Genomic DNA, 15,505 nt, shown 5'->3' with positions numbered 1-15,505 from the left:
AAGAAATCTCCTTATTCCGTGACATTAATTGTGATGACAGCTCGGCGGTTTTTTGCACGACCTTCTTTGCTTTTATTGCTTGCAATAGGAGACGTTTCGCCTTTACTACTTGTAATAATTCGCTTTCCATCGATACCTTGGCTAACCAACCAACGTTTAACAGCATTTGCTCGTTTTAGCCCAAGCGTTTGGTTGTAGCTTTTTTTACCAATTGAATCTGTATGTCCAACAATATCTGCCACCAGTAGAGAATCTGCCTTCATCTTGTCAGCAATAGCAGTTAACTTTGATAAATCCCCTTTTAAAATGGCTTTATCAAAATCAAAATGCTTAGCATCAATGATGGTTTCTTCTGGTGCAGGGGTCATACGAATCCAGATCACATCATCTTCTTGTACAACGCCTGCCGGAATTTGATCACAGCCGTTACATACAACTGTCTGCTCAATTGTAGGTACCCGTACAATTTCACTATCTACGTGTATTTTTAAGATGTTAAAAGTTGGCTGAGGAATAGTTTCTACTTTTAGCTCTGGAACAGGTTGAGCAGTAGAACACCCATACAAAGCAGCAATCACTAAAAGCAAAGCACCTGACAAACTATTTTTTTTCATCGAATTGCCACTCCATTTTCACTTATATATTTAGAAGTAATTGCGTTGGCAAAATCGATAAACGAAGTCTTGCTCTCCGCGATAGGCTCGGGATTCAGCGTATATATCCCCCCGACTGTTAAAGTTGGCGTGTAATCCACTTTATATTTGGCTCCCAATATCACAGCATTTTTTACGAGAAGAACTGTTTTTTCTGTTCCCCAATGTTTTTTGAAAATATTTAGATTTAATCCCGCTCGTTTGGCAGCCTCGTAATAGGTCCACTGGTCTGAGGGGTCTTTACCTTGGTGTTTGATGAGGTTAAATGCGTGTTGTTGAAACTGATTAATTTTAGATTTATCTGTCTGGTAAGCTGCGTAATATGCAAATGCACCGACTGTTGAGTTCGGCTCTTGTGTTATTACTGGTACCCGAACATATTTAAATTTCGATGGCAAGGTACTTCCCCAGACTGCCATCTCAGCATCATATTTTTCACCGTAGTCACATGTGTAAGTGAAGAAAAAACGAATCACATTAAATTCGTTTTGAACACTACTACGCCCAAAAATTTGCACATCTACTTTTTGACTTGTACGAGGGTCCACACCAGTTGCTTTCCCTGTTGCTAGTAGGTTGTCTTGAGCATTTGTTGATAAGCAAATTAGACTGAGGCTTACCACAAAGAAACTCTTACTAAGCATCTGGTGCATCTGCCACCTCATTCAATTGTTCAAGTGAGCAGAAATGCAAATCAAGAATAATCTCTGATAATTTTTTCCGATTCACATCACTTGAGGAACGTTGTAGGTTTTGTGCATAAGACAATTGATATTCAGTTATATAGCCAAGCGTTAATAACCGCTCACCCAACAACATTCCATCCATGCCTGCTGCTGATCTGTTTTTACTAATAGATATGACTTCTTCGAGCGAAGTCTTACCTTCCATTGCTAAACGCAATGCTGCCTCAGTTAATGTTTCGTACTGAGGCTGTTGTTGAGCAAGCTTATAAATAGGTGCAATATCATTTGCTGCTATATATTCTTTAATTTCATCAGTGATCATCAAAAATTCGATTACTGGTAAACGTCCCTCATAATTCTCTTTGGCATACCCACGCCCAAAAACTTTGTTTATATAACTGGAGTAGCCATTTTTTCTTAACCATTCCGCTTCATGCGTGTTCGGATGGTCCATGTTTCGAGGGTCCTTACATTTACGCACCAAACGTTGTGCGCTTACTGCAAGTAAAGTTTCATTTATATGGCTAGGATCAATTCCCATTTCAATCAAACGCGAAATTGCACCTACAGATGAATTGGTGTGAAGCGTAGATAAAACCAAGTGACCAGTTTGCGCGGCTTCAATAGCAATCTTTGCAGTTTCCTTATCACGAATTTCACCAACAAGGATAATGTCGGGGTCTTGTCGTAATGCACTTTTAAGAGCGCGAGCAAAAGGAATATTCCGATTGACATTAATATGCTGAACACCCTTAATCGTGTATTCAACTGGGTCCTCTACTGTAAACACCTTTTTTTCATGACTATTAATCTCATTCAAACAACTATAAAGAGTCGTTGTTTTACCCGATCCAGTTGGTCCAGTAACAAGAACCAAGCCGTGAGCTGAATTAATGGTATCTACAGTCGCAACACGAGTCGCATCTGTCATTTCAACTGAATCAAGTCTACGACCTGAGTTTGATTGATCTAATAAGCGAATTACGATTGTGTAGCCTTTGACAGTAGGCAGGGAACTAATACGCAAATCCAATTTAGTCGTGTATTTAAGCCACCCACGCGCATCTACAGCGAAAGACTTTGCATAAGATTCTTCAATATCAGCTCGCGCATAGATTTTTTTTCTAATTTGTGCATATTCTTTATCCGAAAGTAATCGACCGAACTGATGAAGCACACCATCTTTTCGAACACGACAAATATGCCCTAAATCCATACTTTCTAAATGAATATCTGAAACCTTATGCTCCATCATTGTTTTAAACAGCTCATTGAGATATGCAACCGCGAATACCTCATACGAATTTGTTTTATCTACGCAGATAAAGTTATCGGGAATTCGATCAACATCACCACGCTTTACATATTCCTCATCGGATAACTTTTCGTCTTTAAAGATTTCTGGATTTAAAAAATCAGTCATTTTTTAATCCTCTTTTTTGTTTTACTTCTTCATCTTTTTCAGATAATGAACTATCAGTACCTAAGATACGGTCTTTTGCCAAATCCCAATCACATACAACTGGAGGTACTGAGTCAGAATAAAATTGAATGCGAAACACAATTGCTGCACGTAAGCGAGTTCTTGCACTCCAGTTACGAATAGATTGTAAGGTTTGAGGCTCAGCCCATGGCTTCGCAAGAACAACAACAAAATCTGTTGTCAGCTCGATAGGTTTAGTTGCGCGGTCAATTCGTGTACACGGATCGCTTGTGATCATTACATAAGTGAAATAAATCACAAAAAGTAAAACGACTACGGCACTGAATAGCATCCGGATGAAAATCATAATTGCCCCGCATGGAGTTTGTTTAAGTTATTGGCAACTTTGTTGATATAACGCACACGCTTCCATTCGGTCACAGCGTTATATGCTCCAACTGCTCGCCATGAATATCCGAACTGAACAAAGTTGTGTGCAAGAATCCATGACGCGATTTCAATATTTGTGCATGGGTCATAAATGTCAGTTAATGTGATATTGAATCGCTTACGCAATTTAGGTACCCAATAATCATTGATCTGCATGAGACCATGATCCGCTCCCTTACCAAGCACACCTTTTATATCTGTGCGAAATGAAGATTCTGTTTGAGCAATAGCCATTAACAAATCAACAGGAACTCCGTACTTTCGAGAAGATGTATAGAAACAACCAACATAAGGAGGTGGATTCCGGAGTTTTATAGAGGTTGAGTATTGAGGGATGTTTGTATTGAACGTCTTGGCATTTTGAGTGCTAACAGAAGTGGCAAAGGTTGGTGCATTAAAATCATTAGCACTTACAGAGCGCAATAATTCATTCTGAGTTTGAGGAGATAACTTTGTAGTATTTGCCGTACTACTATAAGAAACTTTAGATGCGCTAGGTACATTGCTTGGCTGAATAGAAGTAGTTGTTTCTGGATTCGAAACCATAGCCAGAGCGATTGTAGGGGTTACAACCGGCACGACTTCTTTACGGACAATCTGAATCTCCGCATAGACCGCTTGGGTCAATGTGGTAGTTGTTAGAACAACAAAAGGTAAAATAATTCTTTTGCAAATCATTCTAAAACCTAATTATAAAATGTTTGATATATCAATTTCGCTAGTATAATCATAATTTTTTTAATTTTAAATATTAATTAATGTATTTTTATTATTTTTAATAATAAATATTTTTTTAATATTAATTTTTAATTAATCCAAAAAGGTAAGCCCTGCTCATTGAGATGAGACAGGGCTTGCTTGGAGTTTCACGTTACCGCCTAACGCCAATGAACGCATTGGTACGTTTTCACAGTTATCAACTTGTGACATTTCTTTGAAGAACAAAGGAAGCGAATTTCAAACCGCTCAAGCAGCTTATGCCCGACTGCTATCACCGCTAAGTTTGATACAAACTTCGGTTGTGTTTTAGTTCCACAACTACGACTTTCTATTACTATTTTTCTGCTAACCATAAAGCAAGCAAATTACTTCACCGCTAAGAAAAATTTTTTACTCGTATGTTGACTATCATCATCTAACATCACTGCTAAGTCACATCTGGACCGCTAGAAGATAAATCCAGAAAAACATACATCACTGCAAAAAAGATTCCGCTAATAATTTAACTTTAGTGCTTAATAGCATCACTACAAAAAAAATAGCTAGTAGCGATTAATACAATAATGAAATTAATCATAATTCATATTAATAACTAGGTTATATGGTTGGCGTGAACCAACAACGGAGCCACCGTTTTTGTTTCTTACTGAATACTTATCAAAAATCACAAATACAATCAGCCACGATAGTAATTGAAATTATTTATTTGATTTTCTTCCACGCCAAAAAAGTTCGTATCATTTCATAGATACAGAGGTTGCCACACCTCGCTTATAAAACCCTTGTCATTGGTTTTAAATATTTCTCGCATTGTCTTTCGCTTCATCACCGCTTACGTTTTTATTCGCTCGAAATGACTGTATCTTCATAAATAAATGATTTAATTAAAAATCAAATTCTCATAAAGAATCTACTCAACAATTCTCCTTCTCTCATAAATTAAAACTTATTCCCCACTCAAGGCAGGTTTTCATTTCAAAAAGTCTATATCAAGGAGCCACCTTGTATAATCATCGACCTGAGAGATTCCCATATTAGTCATAATGGTCTTTGTTAATAGATATTTAAAAAACAATATCTTTCAACGATCAGTACGCTTATCCACTCCACAAAATAGCAGCTATTCCGTTTTTCTACGGTAAGAGTTCCAAAAACCCGTATTATTAACCGCTATTCGACTTCACTGTGGGTAAAGCACTTAATCTACGCAAAACAACATCTCAATAATGCAACCACCAAAAATAAAAAAGACCACATTAAACTTAATTAATGCAGTCTTAATATCTTGATGACATTATTTTCTACGTGTCATCGTTACAGGCTTGAGCTATCCAACGATCTAACCAACCAACTTAAAACGTCATCACGACAAGTCATTTAAGTCAATCGCTTAGTACCAGAGTAATCCAGATTTCTCCTCATACCCCCTAGTACGTCACCGTACTCTCAGCAGCCCACCTGTGCGCCATACATCATGCCCTATGTAGAAATTGAAGCATGAAATAGGTGTTATTAACGCAGCTATCATTCCTTGAAGCTACTCACACTCTCCATTAGACAGGGTTGATCGTGTCACCACGATGCCCGTTTCTATGTCGCCCGACTTTTACGCAAATTCTAATTTATTTACTGATTCCTACTTACTGATCTATCTGCGTTACTCGGGGATTGGGTCAAAAAGCGGAATCTCACCGCCTAGTGCCCTTCATAGCCGCGCCAGCTAGATTTCTCACGCACGCAGCTTTGCGAGTTTTAGTAAACGTTGGCTGACGTTTACACATAAAACACTTCGACAAGAGTTTAGATTTTTTACGAGGAACACTATTCACATCCCCCCTAAAAAACCATATTTGGCAAACACAGGATAAGGCAGATACCCCCCGAAAACAAGCTAAAAAACATAGTGAATTCTAAATCATCAGGAACTCTTATTTACGGAAAAACCATTTTCCTTTTAAAAAAGATAGATTTTAAAGAAAATTTCTCTTATTCTTTTTGTAAATCATGGTGCCACTTTTATTGTTGAACCAATATATCACGGAATTGTACAAATTATGATCACTTATTCCATAAAAAAAACAGATTGTTTGACTGCATTGATGAATGCGGTAACTACGGGTCGTTGCCGTTATTGGATGAGCGGTAAAATATCAATTAGTGAGGTCAACTCTGTAATCCCTAAGCTCATCTCTAAGTATGGTTTGCAGACTGATGATAATGAACGTGCTTATCAAAGACGGAGTGGAGAGCCTGTTTGGACTTTAGTCATTCACTTCAATCCCTCGTATATTGGTCAGATTGAATTTTGGCTTTTGACTACCGGCTACCGTAAAGCTGCACGGAGTAAAAATGTTAACAATAAGGACATCAATTCACTCAACGAGAAATTAATGTCGCGTGAAAATTTGAAGCCAATTATTACGCGCAATCCCCTAGAGTACTTAACATTTGGTGAATATATCCTCGGTCTTTACATTAGTTATGACGATCTTAAGGACAGCATCGACAACGACTATCTTTTTCCATACAACTACGGAATTCCACTTGATCCAGTCATTGCAAATCACCTTGATCATTTGTCACTAAAGTCAATTAACGGGCTTAAAACGAACCTTGAATTGGGTTCAAAATTATCAGCAAATGATGAAAAAAAATACGAAGCGATTAAAGAAAACTTTGGTTTTTTATACCTCAAAGATGGCGAACAATTGGAATATAACCATGAGAAAGCCCTGAGTATGCTTAAGAACAAGTACGGTGTAACCCCTGATGAGGGTACTCCCTACAATGATGTGATTAAACTTTTAACGAAACATTTGACCCGAACTAACAATCAGTATCTTCATATTTTTAAAAGAAAATCTAAGAAAAAATTTCGTTTTACTTGGTATCTAAACAATGAATTTCTTCAAAAGATGGGGACAGATATTGAGAAAAAGATTGTCCTAATCCCGACCCGACCTACTCAGTTTGAAGATTCAATGCGTAGACTTTATGCCAGAGGCAACTATCATGGTGTTAGACATCAGATTGGAAAAATATCTGGACGAGTAAAAAAGATTGTTAAAGAAACTTATCCTAATATTTACAATAGGTTAGCTTTCCCTCAAATGCTTCATTATGTGCGGTTCTCACCTATTGCATATAAGAACTTTAAAGAGTTCCAACAAGCATGTATTAATGAAACTATTATCATTGAGAAAAATAAAGCTTACCGTGAAGAAAACCAAAAACGGTTTAAGAAATTACGCACGGCGTTGCGAAATAAAAATCCTGAATTAATGAAAGCCTCACCTTCAACCCTGAATAATCTAATACGTGAACACGATAAAAATGGAAAGGAGCGTGATATAACTCCAACAGATAAAGAAATTGAATCTTTCTTGGATACATATAAAGAAATGGACCCGAGATTAATTTCGGACACCTATTAAAGTTAATATTGATTAATTTCTACACTATGCACTCAAGCTAGTTACCAAAGTTCCTAAATCCAAAGTGAAACTTTTTGGTAACTAGCCATCTAAGCTTATGAACATGTTGTTTTTTTGTGTACTCTTTTTTATGCTTTTTTTGGGAAACTTTTTGACAGCTTTTAGACTAAGTTACCAATTCTGAACTTAGACACGGCGTTTACGTCTATTTTACTAATGTAACTTATTGATATATATAATTCTATCTACAATCGCTAAAGATGGGAACTTTCTCGGCGCTTACGCTTTATTATAAATATCTGTCTTTGTATTTCGCTTACGCTAAAAAAATACTATCTAATTTGCCCTCTAAATATTCACCAATTAATTTATTAAAAAAAAGATTATTAATCGCCTAACGGCTACCATATATGCGCTAACGCTGTATATGGTCATAGTGAAGTACTATAACACTACCCTAATGAAATCACTTTCATCTAATCCCGATGCTCTCATACTTTTTTTATAGGTCCCTATTAGGTTTCCTATAGCTCCCTAAGTATTATCCTATAGCTATCTATAGATACATCTATAGTTCCCTATAGATTGTATTATAGCTTTCTATATATCAGGACATAGCGATCTATAAGAATATCGTTACGCCGTGCCAAATAGTTTTTAATTAATAATAAATAGTTAATTTAATTTTCCTATTAGGTTTATCTATCTTAGAAGTAAATCTTTTTTTAGGATTATGTTCTAGTATCATTAATCTCAGCGTGAGCTGATTTACTAGCGTGAGCGATACAATAATTATTGGACTCGTGCGCCGTGGATTGATTTTCACCCTCTATCTATGCCTTAGCAACTATGCTGCAACTGGCACTTTCTTGAGCAATGAAATTTTATCTTAAAGTTGCTTTACCTCTCCAAAAATTTAGACCTTCCACTTCCCCATGAAAGAGAAATCTTGACCATAATTCGCCGTAATTTTTTTCAGAATTACGACACAAAAGCAGATCACAAATTGATCGCCTCTTGGTTTATTTACTCTGAAAATTTACCGCAGCTTTGCCATCTTTGATGCTATTTTCTAATGCATTTTGCCACGACTACGCCGTGCGCTTTTTTTGGAATTTTTCATCTGGATCAGAAAAATTTGTCTCAGCTTTGCTTCTTGCCTAACAAGCTAACTCTGCAATTTATGATTTTTACTTCTTGTAAATTTGATTTTCAAAATTATTTTAAGATGGCTATTACGGCGCATTTATATTTTTTATTAATATTAATATTTCCCTAATGTTTTTATTGAAATTTTTCCCTTCTGTAATTTAATTTCGGAAAAAAGCGTCCGCTTTCGCTCCCTTACTGGCACACTTCCGCTCACGCTATTCTGCTTATCCTATACCTTGTATTGCCTTTAGTTTCTCCCTTCGGGTAAAAGCACATTGATTATAGGTTCCGATAGAACTTGTTATAGATTCTTATATTTAATAGACCGCAGCGTTCCAGTCTCATGAACATAAAATTAACACTTTACTGATCCTTGTAGCCACTGTTCAAGGTTGTCTCCTTATGGCTTATGTTTCAACTTATGGACCAGTAGATTGCTTTGTGGGATAGTAAATTCGATATAATAAATTAAGAGACTTCTTAGATGTACAATTTCAGCATACCGGATCATAAGCAAACGATAACAATCTGGGGAACCTACAGCTCTCTAAAACAGCTATAAGAAGTGATCCATTGCCTAAATAAAAAATTAGACTGTATCCCTCACAAAGAAGGAGTCTTGATGGGCTTATGCAACGAATTGCGTAAAGCTTTCCAGAATGAAAGATGCTCTACCCAAGAAGTTGGAGCCTACGAATTTTGTTCCGATACAGGGGAACAAACCCCACATTACTTTCATCTCTACGGCGCAGTGATTAATCCGTTCATCCTACTGATGAGTACAGCTTATTTACATCATGTACTGTTAAGTACCGAAATCTCCAAATTGGAACAAGGCTATATAAACCTACTTGTCGATGTAACCGAAAAAGGCTTTGAGCATTATTGTTCTCTTAATAGTGAATCCTTATACAAAATTACCTTCGCTATTGCTGCTACAGCTCCATACGAGATACTTCATAGTGATATACATGAACTGATTGGACCATTCGATGTATTATCCCCTTTTGAGAGAACCACTCAAATTACACCGATGCTTAAACGTATCCTCGAAGCGTATAAGGTAACGCCGTGTTGAGTTTTAGTCCTCTATATATAGTTATAGTTCCCTATCCACTTGGCATATCGCTCCCTATTCTTCCTCTATAGCTATCTTATATATCTAACACGCAGACAAAACATGACTTGTTGTTTGTATTGGTACCGGCACCAAGGGTTTTCATTCCCAATGTGTATTTGGGTATGAGCGAGAGCGGTGTTCTTTAGAAAAATGCGTGAGCATTCCACCGACTGAAATACATCTTCCCGAATAGAAGTTCAATTCTTTTGCTTTTCTTCATAACTCGTAATTCTTCATGTATTCAGATGTTTTTGTGCGCCGTTTCATATTTTTTTCAGAATCAGCTATTTATTTTTTCATAGAATAGTCTGTCTATTTGAAAAGAAAATAGCTAACATCTTTGGGGCTATGAGTACGAGTGTACTTTTATCAATTTTATGGCTTTTATTTTCTAGGAAAAAATTACTTTCTATGAGTAGAGCAACTACCCAAGTCAATTATCGGATACCTGTTGAACTGAAAGCTAAGCTTGTTGCGGAAGTCGAAGCCAAGGAAGAAGGCTCTATCACTGATGAAATTGTTAAACGCCTCGAGCTTTCTTTTGATTTGACAAAAGCTGATGGCTATAACATCGGATATAGAGATGCGACCGCTCACATGACATTTGCCCTTACTTTGGCACTTAAGGATCAAGGGCTAGATTTCGATGTCATTCAAACTGTCGTCAATGAGACCATGGCAAACTTTGATAAAAATATCTGATCGATACCAACCTTTATTAATTTATTCAGAGGACCATCAATCATTTTTAACTGCAACAGCTACAACCAATGGTTGAAGCATTTTGTTTGTATACAGATATAAAGACTATTAGACCAATCATAGCGTTAACTTTTTACTAAGGGAGCAATACTATGCTTAGACTCGAAAATCCTGCCGATCTTGCCAAACGTTTAGGATTACCAGTAGAACCGGATATTCTTGGTTACGCGCTCTGGTACGAAAAAGGAGAAAAGTCTGGCTTCATTCAAAAATTCAAATTTAGGTTTGATACATTAAAACCCGACCATAACTCATTCCATTTTGGGATTCTTAAAGCACCATCCAATAAAACTGATGCTGATAGCTATATCTATGACTTTGAAACCGCCGTGATGATTCAGAACGTTTTCCAGTGGTTCACTGGCGTTTCTCCTCAGATTCACTATGTTCTATCAACGCAGAGTAATGAGAAGAATATTGTGTCTACTTGTATGGTTGAAAAAGCAATGGAGGCTGAATTTTGTTAGTGTAACATTTTGCCAATCGAAAAACATAGCAATAACAATATAAGCTATTGGTTTATATACTAAATATCACTTTATGATTAAAAAATGATCGTTTATATTTCCACGCGATCTGATGTAATAAAATGCCAATCAAGTATCATATTCATTAATTAGGGAATCTATTATGTCGCATGATCATTCGCTTTCTGATCTTTACACTGTCGCCGTAACTCTCAATCATGGTGACTTACCAATAAACTTCTTAAGCGATTGGTACCATCCGGTCCAACCAGACGAAACAGCTCACTGCTATATTAGCTTGGCAGGTCGTCTAACCAAGAAATGTATTTTTATCGAAACCGAAGCACATGCTTTAAAGCTCGTTGATGCGCTTAAGCCAAAACTTCGGAAAAGAATTCCGAGTATCGCTTTCACCGTGCGTAAAGTCACTTCTGGGGAACTCGATTACCGCAGAAAAAAAGCCCGCATAGAGGCTCAAGAAAACGGAAAGAAAATTGAATTGTTGCAGTCAAGTCCATAGGATTTTAGCTAACATCCATATATGTACAAAATACATATATGGATCATCTCAGACGGCGAATTATCGATGCGTCTATTGGATTATTTAAAGCTCGATTGGATGGGACATAAAATATGAATTAACAAAGTTGGTAGTGATGTTCAAAGCATCACTTTCACTAAATATTAAATTTCAATAATTTACTTAAATTAGATTCAATAAAACATAATAAATTATTTTAATAATGTTTTTCTGATAAAATAATGCTCATGTTTTCATAAACATAATTTCATTTAGTCCATGGCTAAGCCATGCAAAAACACCTTCCCTTACCGGAGTACGGAAAAATGCAACAAACAATCCTTTTCGTGGTTGAAAAACCAGACGTGGCAGCTCAATTAGCCTCTATCGTAAGAGCCAAGTTCAGCGATGCCAAGATTTATGCCCTCTCAACCCTTTCTGTAATTGGTACCTTTGAATTTGACTATCCTCGGGGGCTTAAATTCCGTGATATTCCTTATTTACAAGAACCGAAATGGAAATATCCATCAAACCGTGATTTCAGACCCGTACAAGAAATTTTAGCCGATCGTATTATCCGTTTGGACCTGTCACCTAAAGACGTATTGAGTGTTGCAAACAAGATCATCCTCGCGACTGATCTCGACCCTGCAAACGTTTTCGGTTTCCATCTCATGATCAGTGAATTTTTAGGTCACGAACGTGCGCAGGATGAATACGAAGCCATTGTCACTTACTCGATGACACCAGAGATTTTACAAAGAGCCGTTGATAACCCACTTTCTACAAAAGATGACTGGTACCAAAAACTTCTAAATAAAGGCACAGCCAAGAAGTACTTTGATTTCAACTACAATACCAATTCTTTAATTGTTTTTGGTGAGCTGCTTCGAGGATTGGGGGTTGATACCAACCAATTCATCATGAGCAAATATAGCCTACAGGTACTTTATGATTTAAATATTCGTGGTCCCGTTCATCGTAATAATTACTATTCATTGATGGGACAATGGATCGGTTCCGGAAAATATGCCCTTGCTCAAATTGGATCACACGCCTCACGAAATGCGATCTTAGAAGGACTAATTGAAAATAATCTTTTGTCAGAGGACGATCAGCTAAACATCAACATCACACAAACCGGCAGCATGTTCCTTAAGCTACTCCATCCTGATTGCCAAGATGCCGATTTGCCATTGCGGATGGAAGCATGGATCAACGATTGGGATACATCACGAGGTAAAATTGAACGCTACCTGAACACTTATTTCAGCAAGCAAAAGCGGTTTTATTTTAAAACCTTTCCACCTCAAGATGAGACCCACTACGGCAGCAAAAACCTCACCAAAGCACTTGAAGAAGTTCATAAGGATATTCCACCGTTCAAGGCAGGATCAGCAAATAAATAACCAGTCCTGATCCAACTGTCACAATAATGATAAAAATCCCATGATGCAGGCTTTCTCTCCATGGGATTTTGCACTAAACCTTAAATAATTTAGGTGAAAACAATGCGTGATTTTGAAATTGAAGTAGTACCAAAAAAAACCGATACGCAAGGTGTCAGATTTTTCTATATTCCGGTCTATAAGGGTGTGCGTATTTCAAAATCGAGTTTGATATTTGATGCAGCTTCTTTTAATTCAGAGCAAGCCGCACAAAATTTTCTAACACGTAAATTCTTATCCAGAAAAAAAGTACCAACTGTCGTTGGTACTTGGGCATTTTAGATGGGAAACCATCATGCCTGTTGCTCAAGCTTTCGCTTTCGTGCCGTGCTGCTAACGCATTCGGCATTAACATCCCAGAAATAACATTTCTAATAAGGCTAAAGGTGGCTTTCCCTCCGCCACCTTTCTGCTTCGCAGACTCATCTAAATTTGTTCCGGACAAATTTTCAAAATAGACCTCCTAAAAACTGTCGTTTTTCGTAGGATTCTATTTTCATTACGCCGGTGCTTACGCACCTCACCTCTCTCGCATTTTTTCCGAACTAAATACCACTCCCACATATTTCCTATTTGCTTACAGCCACGCTCGTTTTAAATATCTGCAAATAGGTACGCTAACGCTTCTAAGCCGTATTGCTGACGCAATCGACTTGAGCCTTCAAAGAAGGCATTTCACGGAGTTTGAATATAGCCCCGCCCGACTGAATTCATTTAAATTAAAATCCATAATTTAAAAGCAAAAGTATTATATTTATGCGGTATATGCTATAATTCAGCTATATACATTGGAGCTTTAAAATGAAATTTCAAGACATCGAAAAACTGGCAAATAAAATTAAGTATCCTAAATTTTTAAACAGAATCTTGGTGAAGATGCAATTTCAGGATGCTGAAAGTATTGCCTCACAACTCTCTCAACCTGATTTTCGCAAAGAAAATTTCATCAACTATATGTTCATGAAAGAATATGTGATTAATGATCTGGTCAAAGCACGTCATTCAAAAGAAATCTTTTTTAGCCGTTATCATGAATTTTTCTGGTGTGAACCAAACTTAGTCTCTCCAGTTAAGCATTTATCAACTGGTGATCTAGTAACGTATACAAATCAACACGGCGAATCTTATGCCAATCATCGTATCTTAAGTTTCTTCCAGAAGCCTAATGGTGAAGTCTATCTTTTTCTCGACATTAGAGATTGCTTTAAGCCAGTTTCAATTACAGATATAACGCTGCAAAAAGGCTATGTTGGTCTCACATGTGCAGAAGATTTCGATGCACTTGAAATTGCATATCAATACAATGCTCTCCCTCTATACATCCAATTGGACCGCGAAAAGCGTCAATCCGCTATGCAAGCTTAGACTCTCCTTTGGAATCATTATTTACCTAAATTGATGAGTAAGATCGTGATGGATAAATTTGATAATAATAACATTCCGGTTTTCAGCAAAAGTGAAAGTCTTTTCATCTACTTGCTGTTAGTTGGTTTTGGTCTCACTGCTGCGTTACTCACCATATCTCTTTGTTTTATATACTTTTACCCCTTGCTTTTAGGAGTGAAAAATCTGATTCTGGCTTACCCTTTTCTTATTGTTTTTATTATGTTCTTTGTATTTTATGCAGCTCTGACTTTATTCAATAGATTTTACAAATGGGTACAATCCTAACTTGATAAATTCTCTGTTTAATCCAATGGGTTAGTCGAGATGGCAATAGCGATGGCTGCCAAACTGTACTAAAATGCGTATCTACAATAATGAGTTTTTAAATGTTAAATCAAATGTTTACCTTTTCTGAAAAAAGAAACAGTATCTTGGCAGGCTTTACCTATGTTTTATGCATAAATACTTTTGCGATCGTTTTTTTGCTACTCACATTCGCTGTCTCATATTTGTTCAAAGTTGAACAGATAGGTTTTAATTTTTTTCTTTTATATATGATTAACTTGATCATATTTTCTAAACACTTATTTTTAATTTCTGCCACATTCCTAGCCAATGAAAAGCGTTTTTATTTCAAAAATGATTGGGGAACCCTACTCGGCTGTATATTTATGATCGCCTTGATCTCTGGGATCGCTATCAAAAAATTTGAGCTTTTACCGATAACTGAAAACAATAGCTCAGTTTTGGTTATGATTTTATTTTTTACCCATTTGTGCTTGGCTTATTGTGCTTTTTCAAGCCAAAACGTAGTCAGCAAGACAACTTACACAATACATCCCTCTGAAATTGACGGAACTACATTTTTTATTGAGAAAAAGAAACTTTATATTCTTCGTGGAGCATTTGTGCTTCTGGCAAGTCTCCTATTTTCTTGTTTGCTTCATTTTCTGGCTTTGGATAAAGCTTAAACCGCAAAAGGTTCTCTTTTTATTACGCCGGTGCTAACGCACCTCATCTCTCCCGCATTTTTGTCCTCATAACGCTCTTTGTCTGCATATTTCCTATTTGCTTACAGCTACACTCGTTTATTGACTTTAGGGTGTGGCTCCCCGCGCTAACGCTTTTAAGCCATGTTGCTAACGCTACAGGCTTATAGCCTTCAAAAAAGGCATAGCGCATAATTTACTTTCATCATTCCCCCGACTGAATCATCTAAAAATATTCAATAAATTTAAAAGCATAATATATTATATTTGCGGTATATGGTGTATAATGTAATTC

At 36.8% G+C, this 15,505-nt stretch carries 14 protein-coding genes; 9 read left to right on the top strand and 5 right to left on the bottom strand.

Annotated features, from left to right (window positions below; all coding sequences use genetic code 11):
- Positions 1 to 11: 11 nt before the first annotated feature.
- Genes IRT38_RS17475 through IRT38_RS01270 form a run of 5 tightly spaced genes read right to left on the bottom strand, consistent with a single transcriptional unit; the run spans position 12 to position 3,890 of the window.
- Positions 12 to 614, bottom strand: coding sequence for an OmpA family protein (locus IRT38_RS17475; RefSeq protein WP_227592118.1), 603 nt, complete (start codon positions 612 to 614; stop codon positions 12 to 14).
- Positions 611 to 1,306, bottom strand: coding sequence for a hypothetical protein (locus IRT38_RS01285; RefSeq protein ID WP_194596611.1), 696 nt, complete (start codon positions 1,304 to 1,306; stop codon positions 611 to 613). Before IRT38_RS01285 ends, IRT38_RS17475 begins: the two co-directional genes overlap by 4 nt.
- Positions 1,290 to 2,762, bottom strand: a complete 1,473-nt coding sequence (locus IRT38_RS01280; protein WP_194596610.1) for a GspE/PulE family protein — start codon at positions 2,760 to 2,762, stop codon at positions 1,290 to 1,292. The genes IRT38_RS01285 and IRT38_RS01280 overlap by 17 nt, the downstream gene beginning before the upstream one ends.
- Entirely contained in the window at positions 2,755 to 3,129 is a 375-nt protein-coding gene (locus tag IRT38_RS01275; RefSeq protein WP_194596609.1) for a hypothetical protein, read from the bottom strand. The genes IRT38_RS01280 and IRT38_RS01275 overlap by 8 nt, the downstream gene beginning before the upstream one ends.
- Complete coding sequence (locus IRT38_RS01270; RefSeq protein WP_194596608.1) at positions 3,126 to 3,890, bottom strand: lytic transglycosylase domain-containing protein; 765 nt, start codon at positions 3,888 to 3,890, stop codon at positions 3,126 to 3,128. The genes IRT38_RS01275 and IRT38_RS01270 overlap by 4 nt, the downstream gene beginning before the upstream one ends.
- Positions 3,891 to 5,986: 2,096 nt before the next feature.
- Here IRT38_RS01270 and IRT38_RS01265 point away from each other — a divergent pair.
- The 9 genes from IRT38_RS01265 to IRT38_RS01225 all read left to right on the top strand — a co-directional run bounded on the left by IRT38_RS01265 (position 5,987) and on the right by IRT38_RS01225 (position 15,192).
- Positions 5,987 to 7,366: a hypothetical protein gene (locus tag IRT38_RS01265; RefSeq protein ID WP_194596607.1), complete on the top strand. Its 1,380-nt coding sequence runs from the start codon at positions 5,987 to 5,989 to the stop codon at positions 7,364 to 7,366.
- A 1,774-nt stretch (positions 7,367 to 9,140) separates the two neighbouring features.
- A complete protein-coding gene (locus IRT38_RS01260; protein WP_194596606.1) occupies positions 9,141 to 9,596 on the top strand; it encodes a hypothetical protein in 456 nt (151 codons plus the stop codon).
- 453 nt (positions 9,597 to 10,049) lie between these two features.
- On the top strand, positions 10,050 to 10,340 hold the full coding sequence (locus IRT38_RS01255) for a hypothetical protein (protein WP_194596605.1): 291 nt from the start codon (positions 10,050 to 10,052) through the stop codon (positions 10,338 to 10,340).
- Positions 10,341 to 10,492: 152 nt separating this feature from the next.
- Complete coding sequence (locus IRT38_RS01250) at positions 10,493 to 10,867, top strand: hypothetical protein (RefSeq protein ID WP_194596604.1); 375 nt, start codon at positions 10,493 to 10,495, stop codon at positions 10,865 to 10,867.
- Between the two features lie 163 nt (positions 10,868 to 11,030).
- On the top strand, positions 11,031 to 11,387 hold the full coding sequence (locus IRT38_RS01245) for a hypothetical protein (RefSeq protein ID WP_194596603.1): 357 nt from the start codon (positions 11,031 to 11,033) through the stop codon (positions 11,385 to 11,387).
- A gap of 290 nt (positions 11,388 to 11,677) precedes the next feature.
- Entirely contained in the window at positions 11,678 to 12,796 is a 1,119-nt protein-coding gene (locus IRT38_RS01240) for a type IA DNA topoisomerase (protein WP_194596602.1), read from the top strand.
- 102 nt (positions 12,797 to 12,898) lie between these two features.
- Positions 12,899 to 13,117 (top strand): hypothetical protein, encoded by a 219-nt coding sequence (locus IRT38_RS01235; RefSeq protein ID WP_194596601.1) that lies wholly within the window; start codon positions 12,899 to 12,901, stop codon positions 13,115 to 13,117.
- A gap of 519 nt (positions 13,118 to 13,636) precedes the next feature.
- Positions 13,637 to 14,200: a hypothetical protein gene (locus IRT38_RS01230; RefSeq protein WP_194596600.1), complete on the top strand. Its 564-nt coding sequence runs from the start codon at positions 13,637 to 13,639 to the stop codon at positions 14,198 to 14,200.
- Between the two features lie 407 nt (positions 14,201 to 14,607).
- Complete coding sequence (locus tag IRT38_RS01225; RefSeq protein ID WP_194596599.1) at positions 14,608 to 15,192, top strand: hypothetical protein; 585 nt, start codon at positions 14,608 to 14,610, stop codon at positions 15,190 to 15,192.
- Positions 15,193 to 15,505 lie beyond the last annotated feature (313 nt).

The organism is Acinetobacter sp. SK-43, assembly GCF_015351505.1.
Classification (GTDB): Bacteria; Pseudomonadota; Gammaproteobacteria; order Pseudomonadales; family Moraxellaceae; genus Acinetobacter; species Acinetobacter junii.
Note: the sequence above shows the minus strand (reverse complement) of the source record. Positions and strands in the feature narration are given on the sequence as shown.

Coding starts and splice junctions, on each gene's coding strand:
- IRT38_RS17475 (WP_227592118.1), bottom strand. CDS start 614: ATGAAAAAAAATAGTTTGTCAGGTGCTTTGCTTTTAGTGATTGCTGCT.
- IRT38_RS01285 (WP_194596611.1), bottom strand. CDS start 1,306: ATGCACCAGATGCTTAGTAAGAGTTTCTTTGTGGTAAGCCTCAGTCTA.
- IRT38_RS01280 (WP_194596610.1), bottom strand. CDS start 2,762: ATGACTGATTTTTTAAATCCAGAAATCTTTAAAGACGAAAAGTTATCC.
- IRT38_RS01275 (WP_194596609.1), bottom strand. CDS start 3,129: ATGATTTTCATCCGGATGCTATTCAGTGCCGTAGTCGTTTTACTTTTT.
- IRT38_RS01270 (WP_194596608.1), bottom strand. CDS start 3,890: ATGATTTGCAAAAGAATTATTTTACCTTTTGTTGTTCTAACAACTACC.
- IRT38_RS01265 (WP_194596607.1), top strand. CDS start 5,987: ATGATCACTTATTCCATAAAAAAAACAGATTGTTTGACTGCATTGATG.
- IRT38_RS01260 (WP_194596606.1), top strand. CDS start 9,141: ATGGGCTTATGCAACGAATTGCGTAAAGCTTTCCAGAATGAAAGATGC.
- IRT38_RS01255 (WP_194596605.1), top strand. CDS start 10,050: ATGAGTAGAGCAACTACCCAAGTCAATTATCGGATACCTGTTGAACTG.
- IRT38_RS01250 (WP_194596604.1), top strand. CDS start 10,493: ATGCTTAGACTCGAAAATCCTGCCGATCTTGCCAAACGTTTAGGATTA.
- IRT38_RS01245 (WP_194596603.1), top strand. CDS start 11,031: ATGTCGCATGATCATTCGCTTTCTGATCTTTACACTGTCGCCGTAACT.
- IRT38_RS01240 (WP_194596602.1), top strand. CDS start 11,678: ATGCAAAAACACCTTCCCTTACCGGAGTACGGAAAAATGCAACAAACA.
- IRT38_RS01235 (WP_194596601.1), top strand. CDS start 12,899: ATGCGTGATTTTGAAATTGAAGTAGTACCAAAAAAAACCGATACGCAA.
- IRT38_RS01230 (WP_194596600.1), top strand. CDS start 13,637: ATGAAATTTCAAGACATCGAAAAACTGGCAAATAAAATTAAGTATCCT.
- IRT38_RS01225 (WP_194596599.1), top strand. CDS start 14,608: ATGTTAAATCAAATGTTTACCTTTTCTGAAAAAAGAAACAGTATCTTG.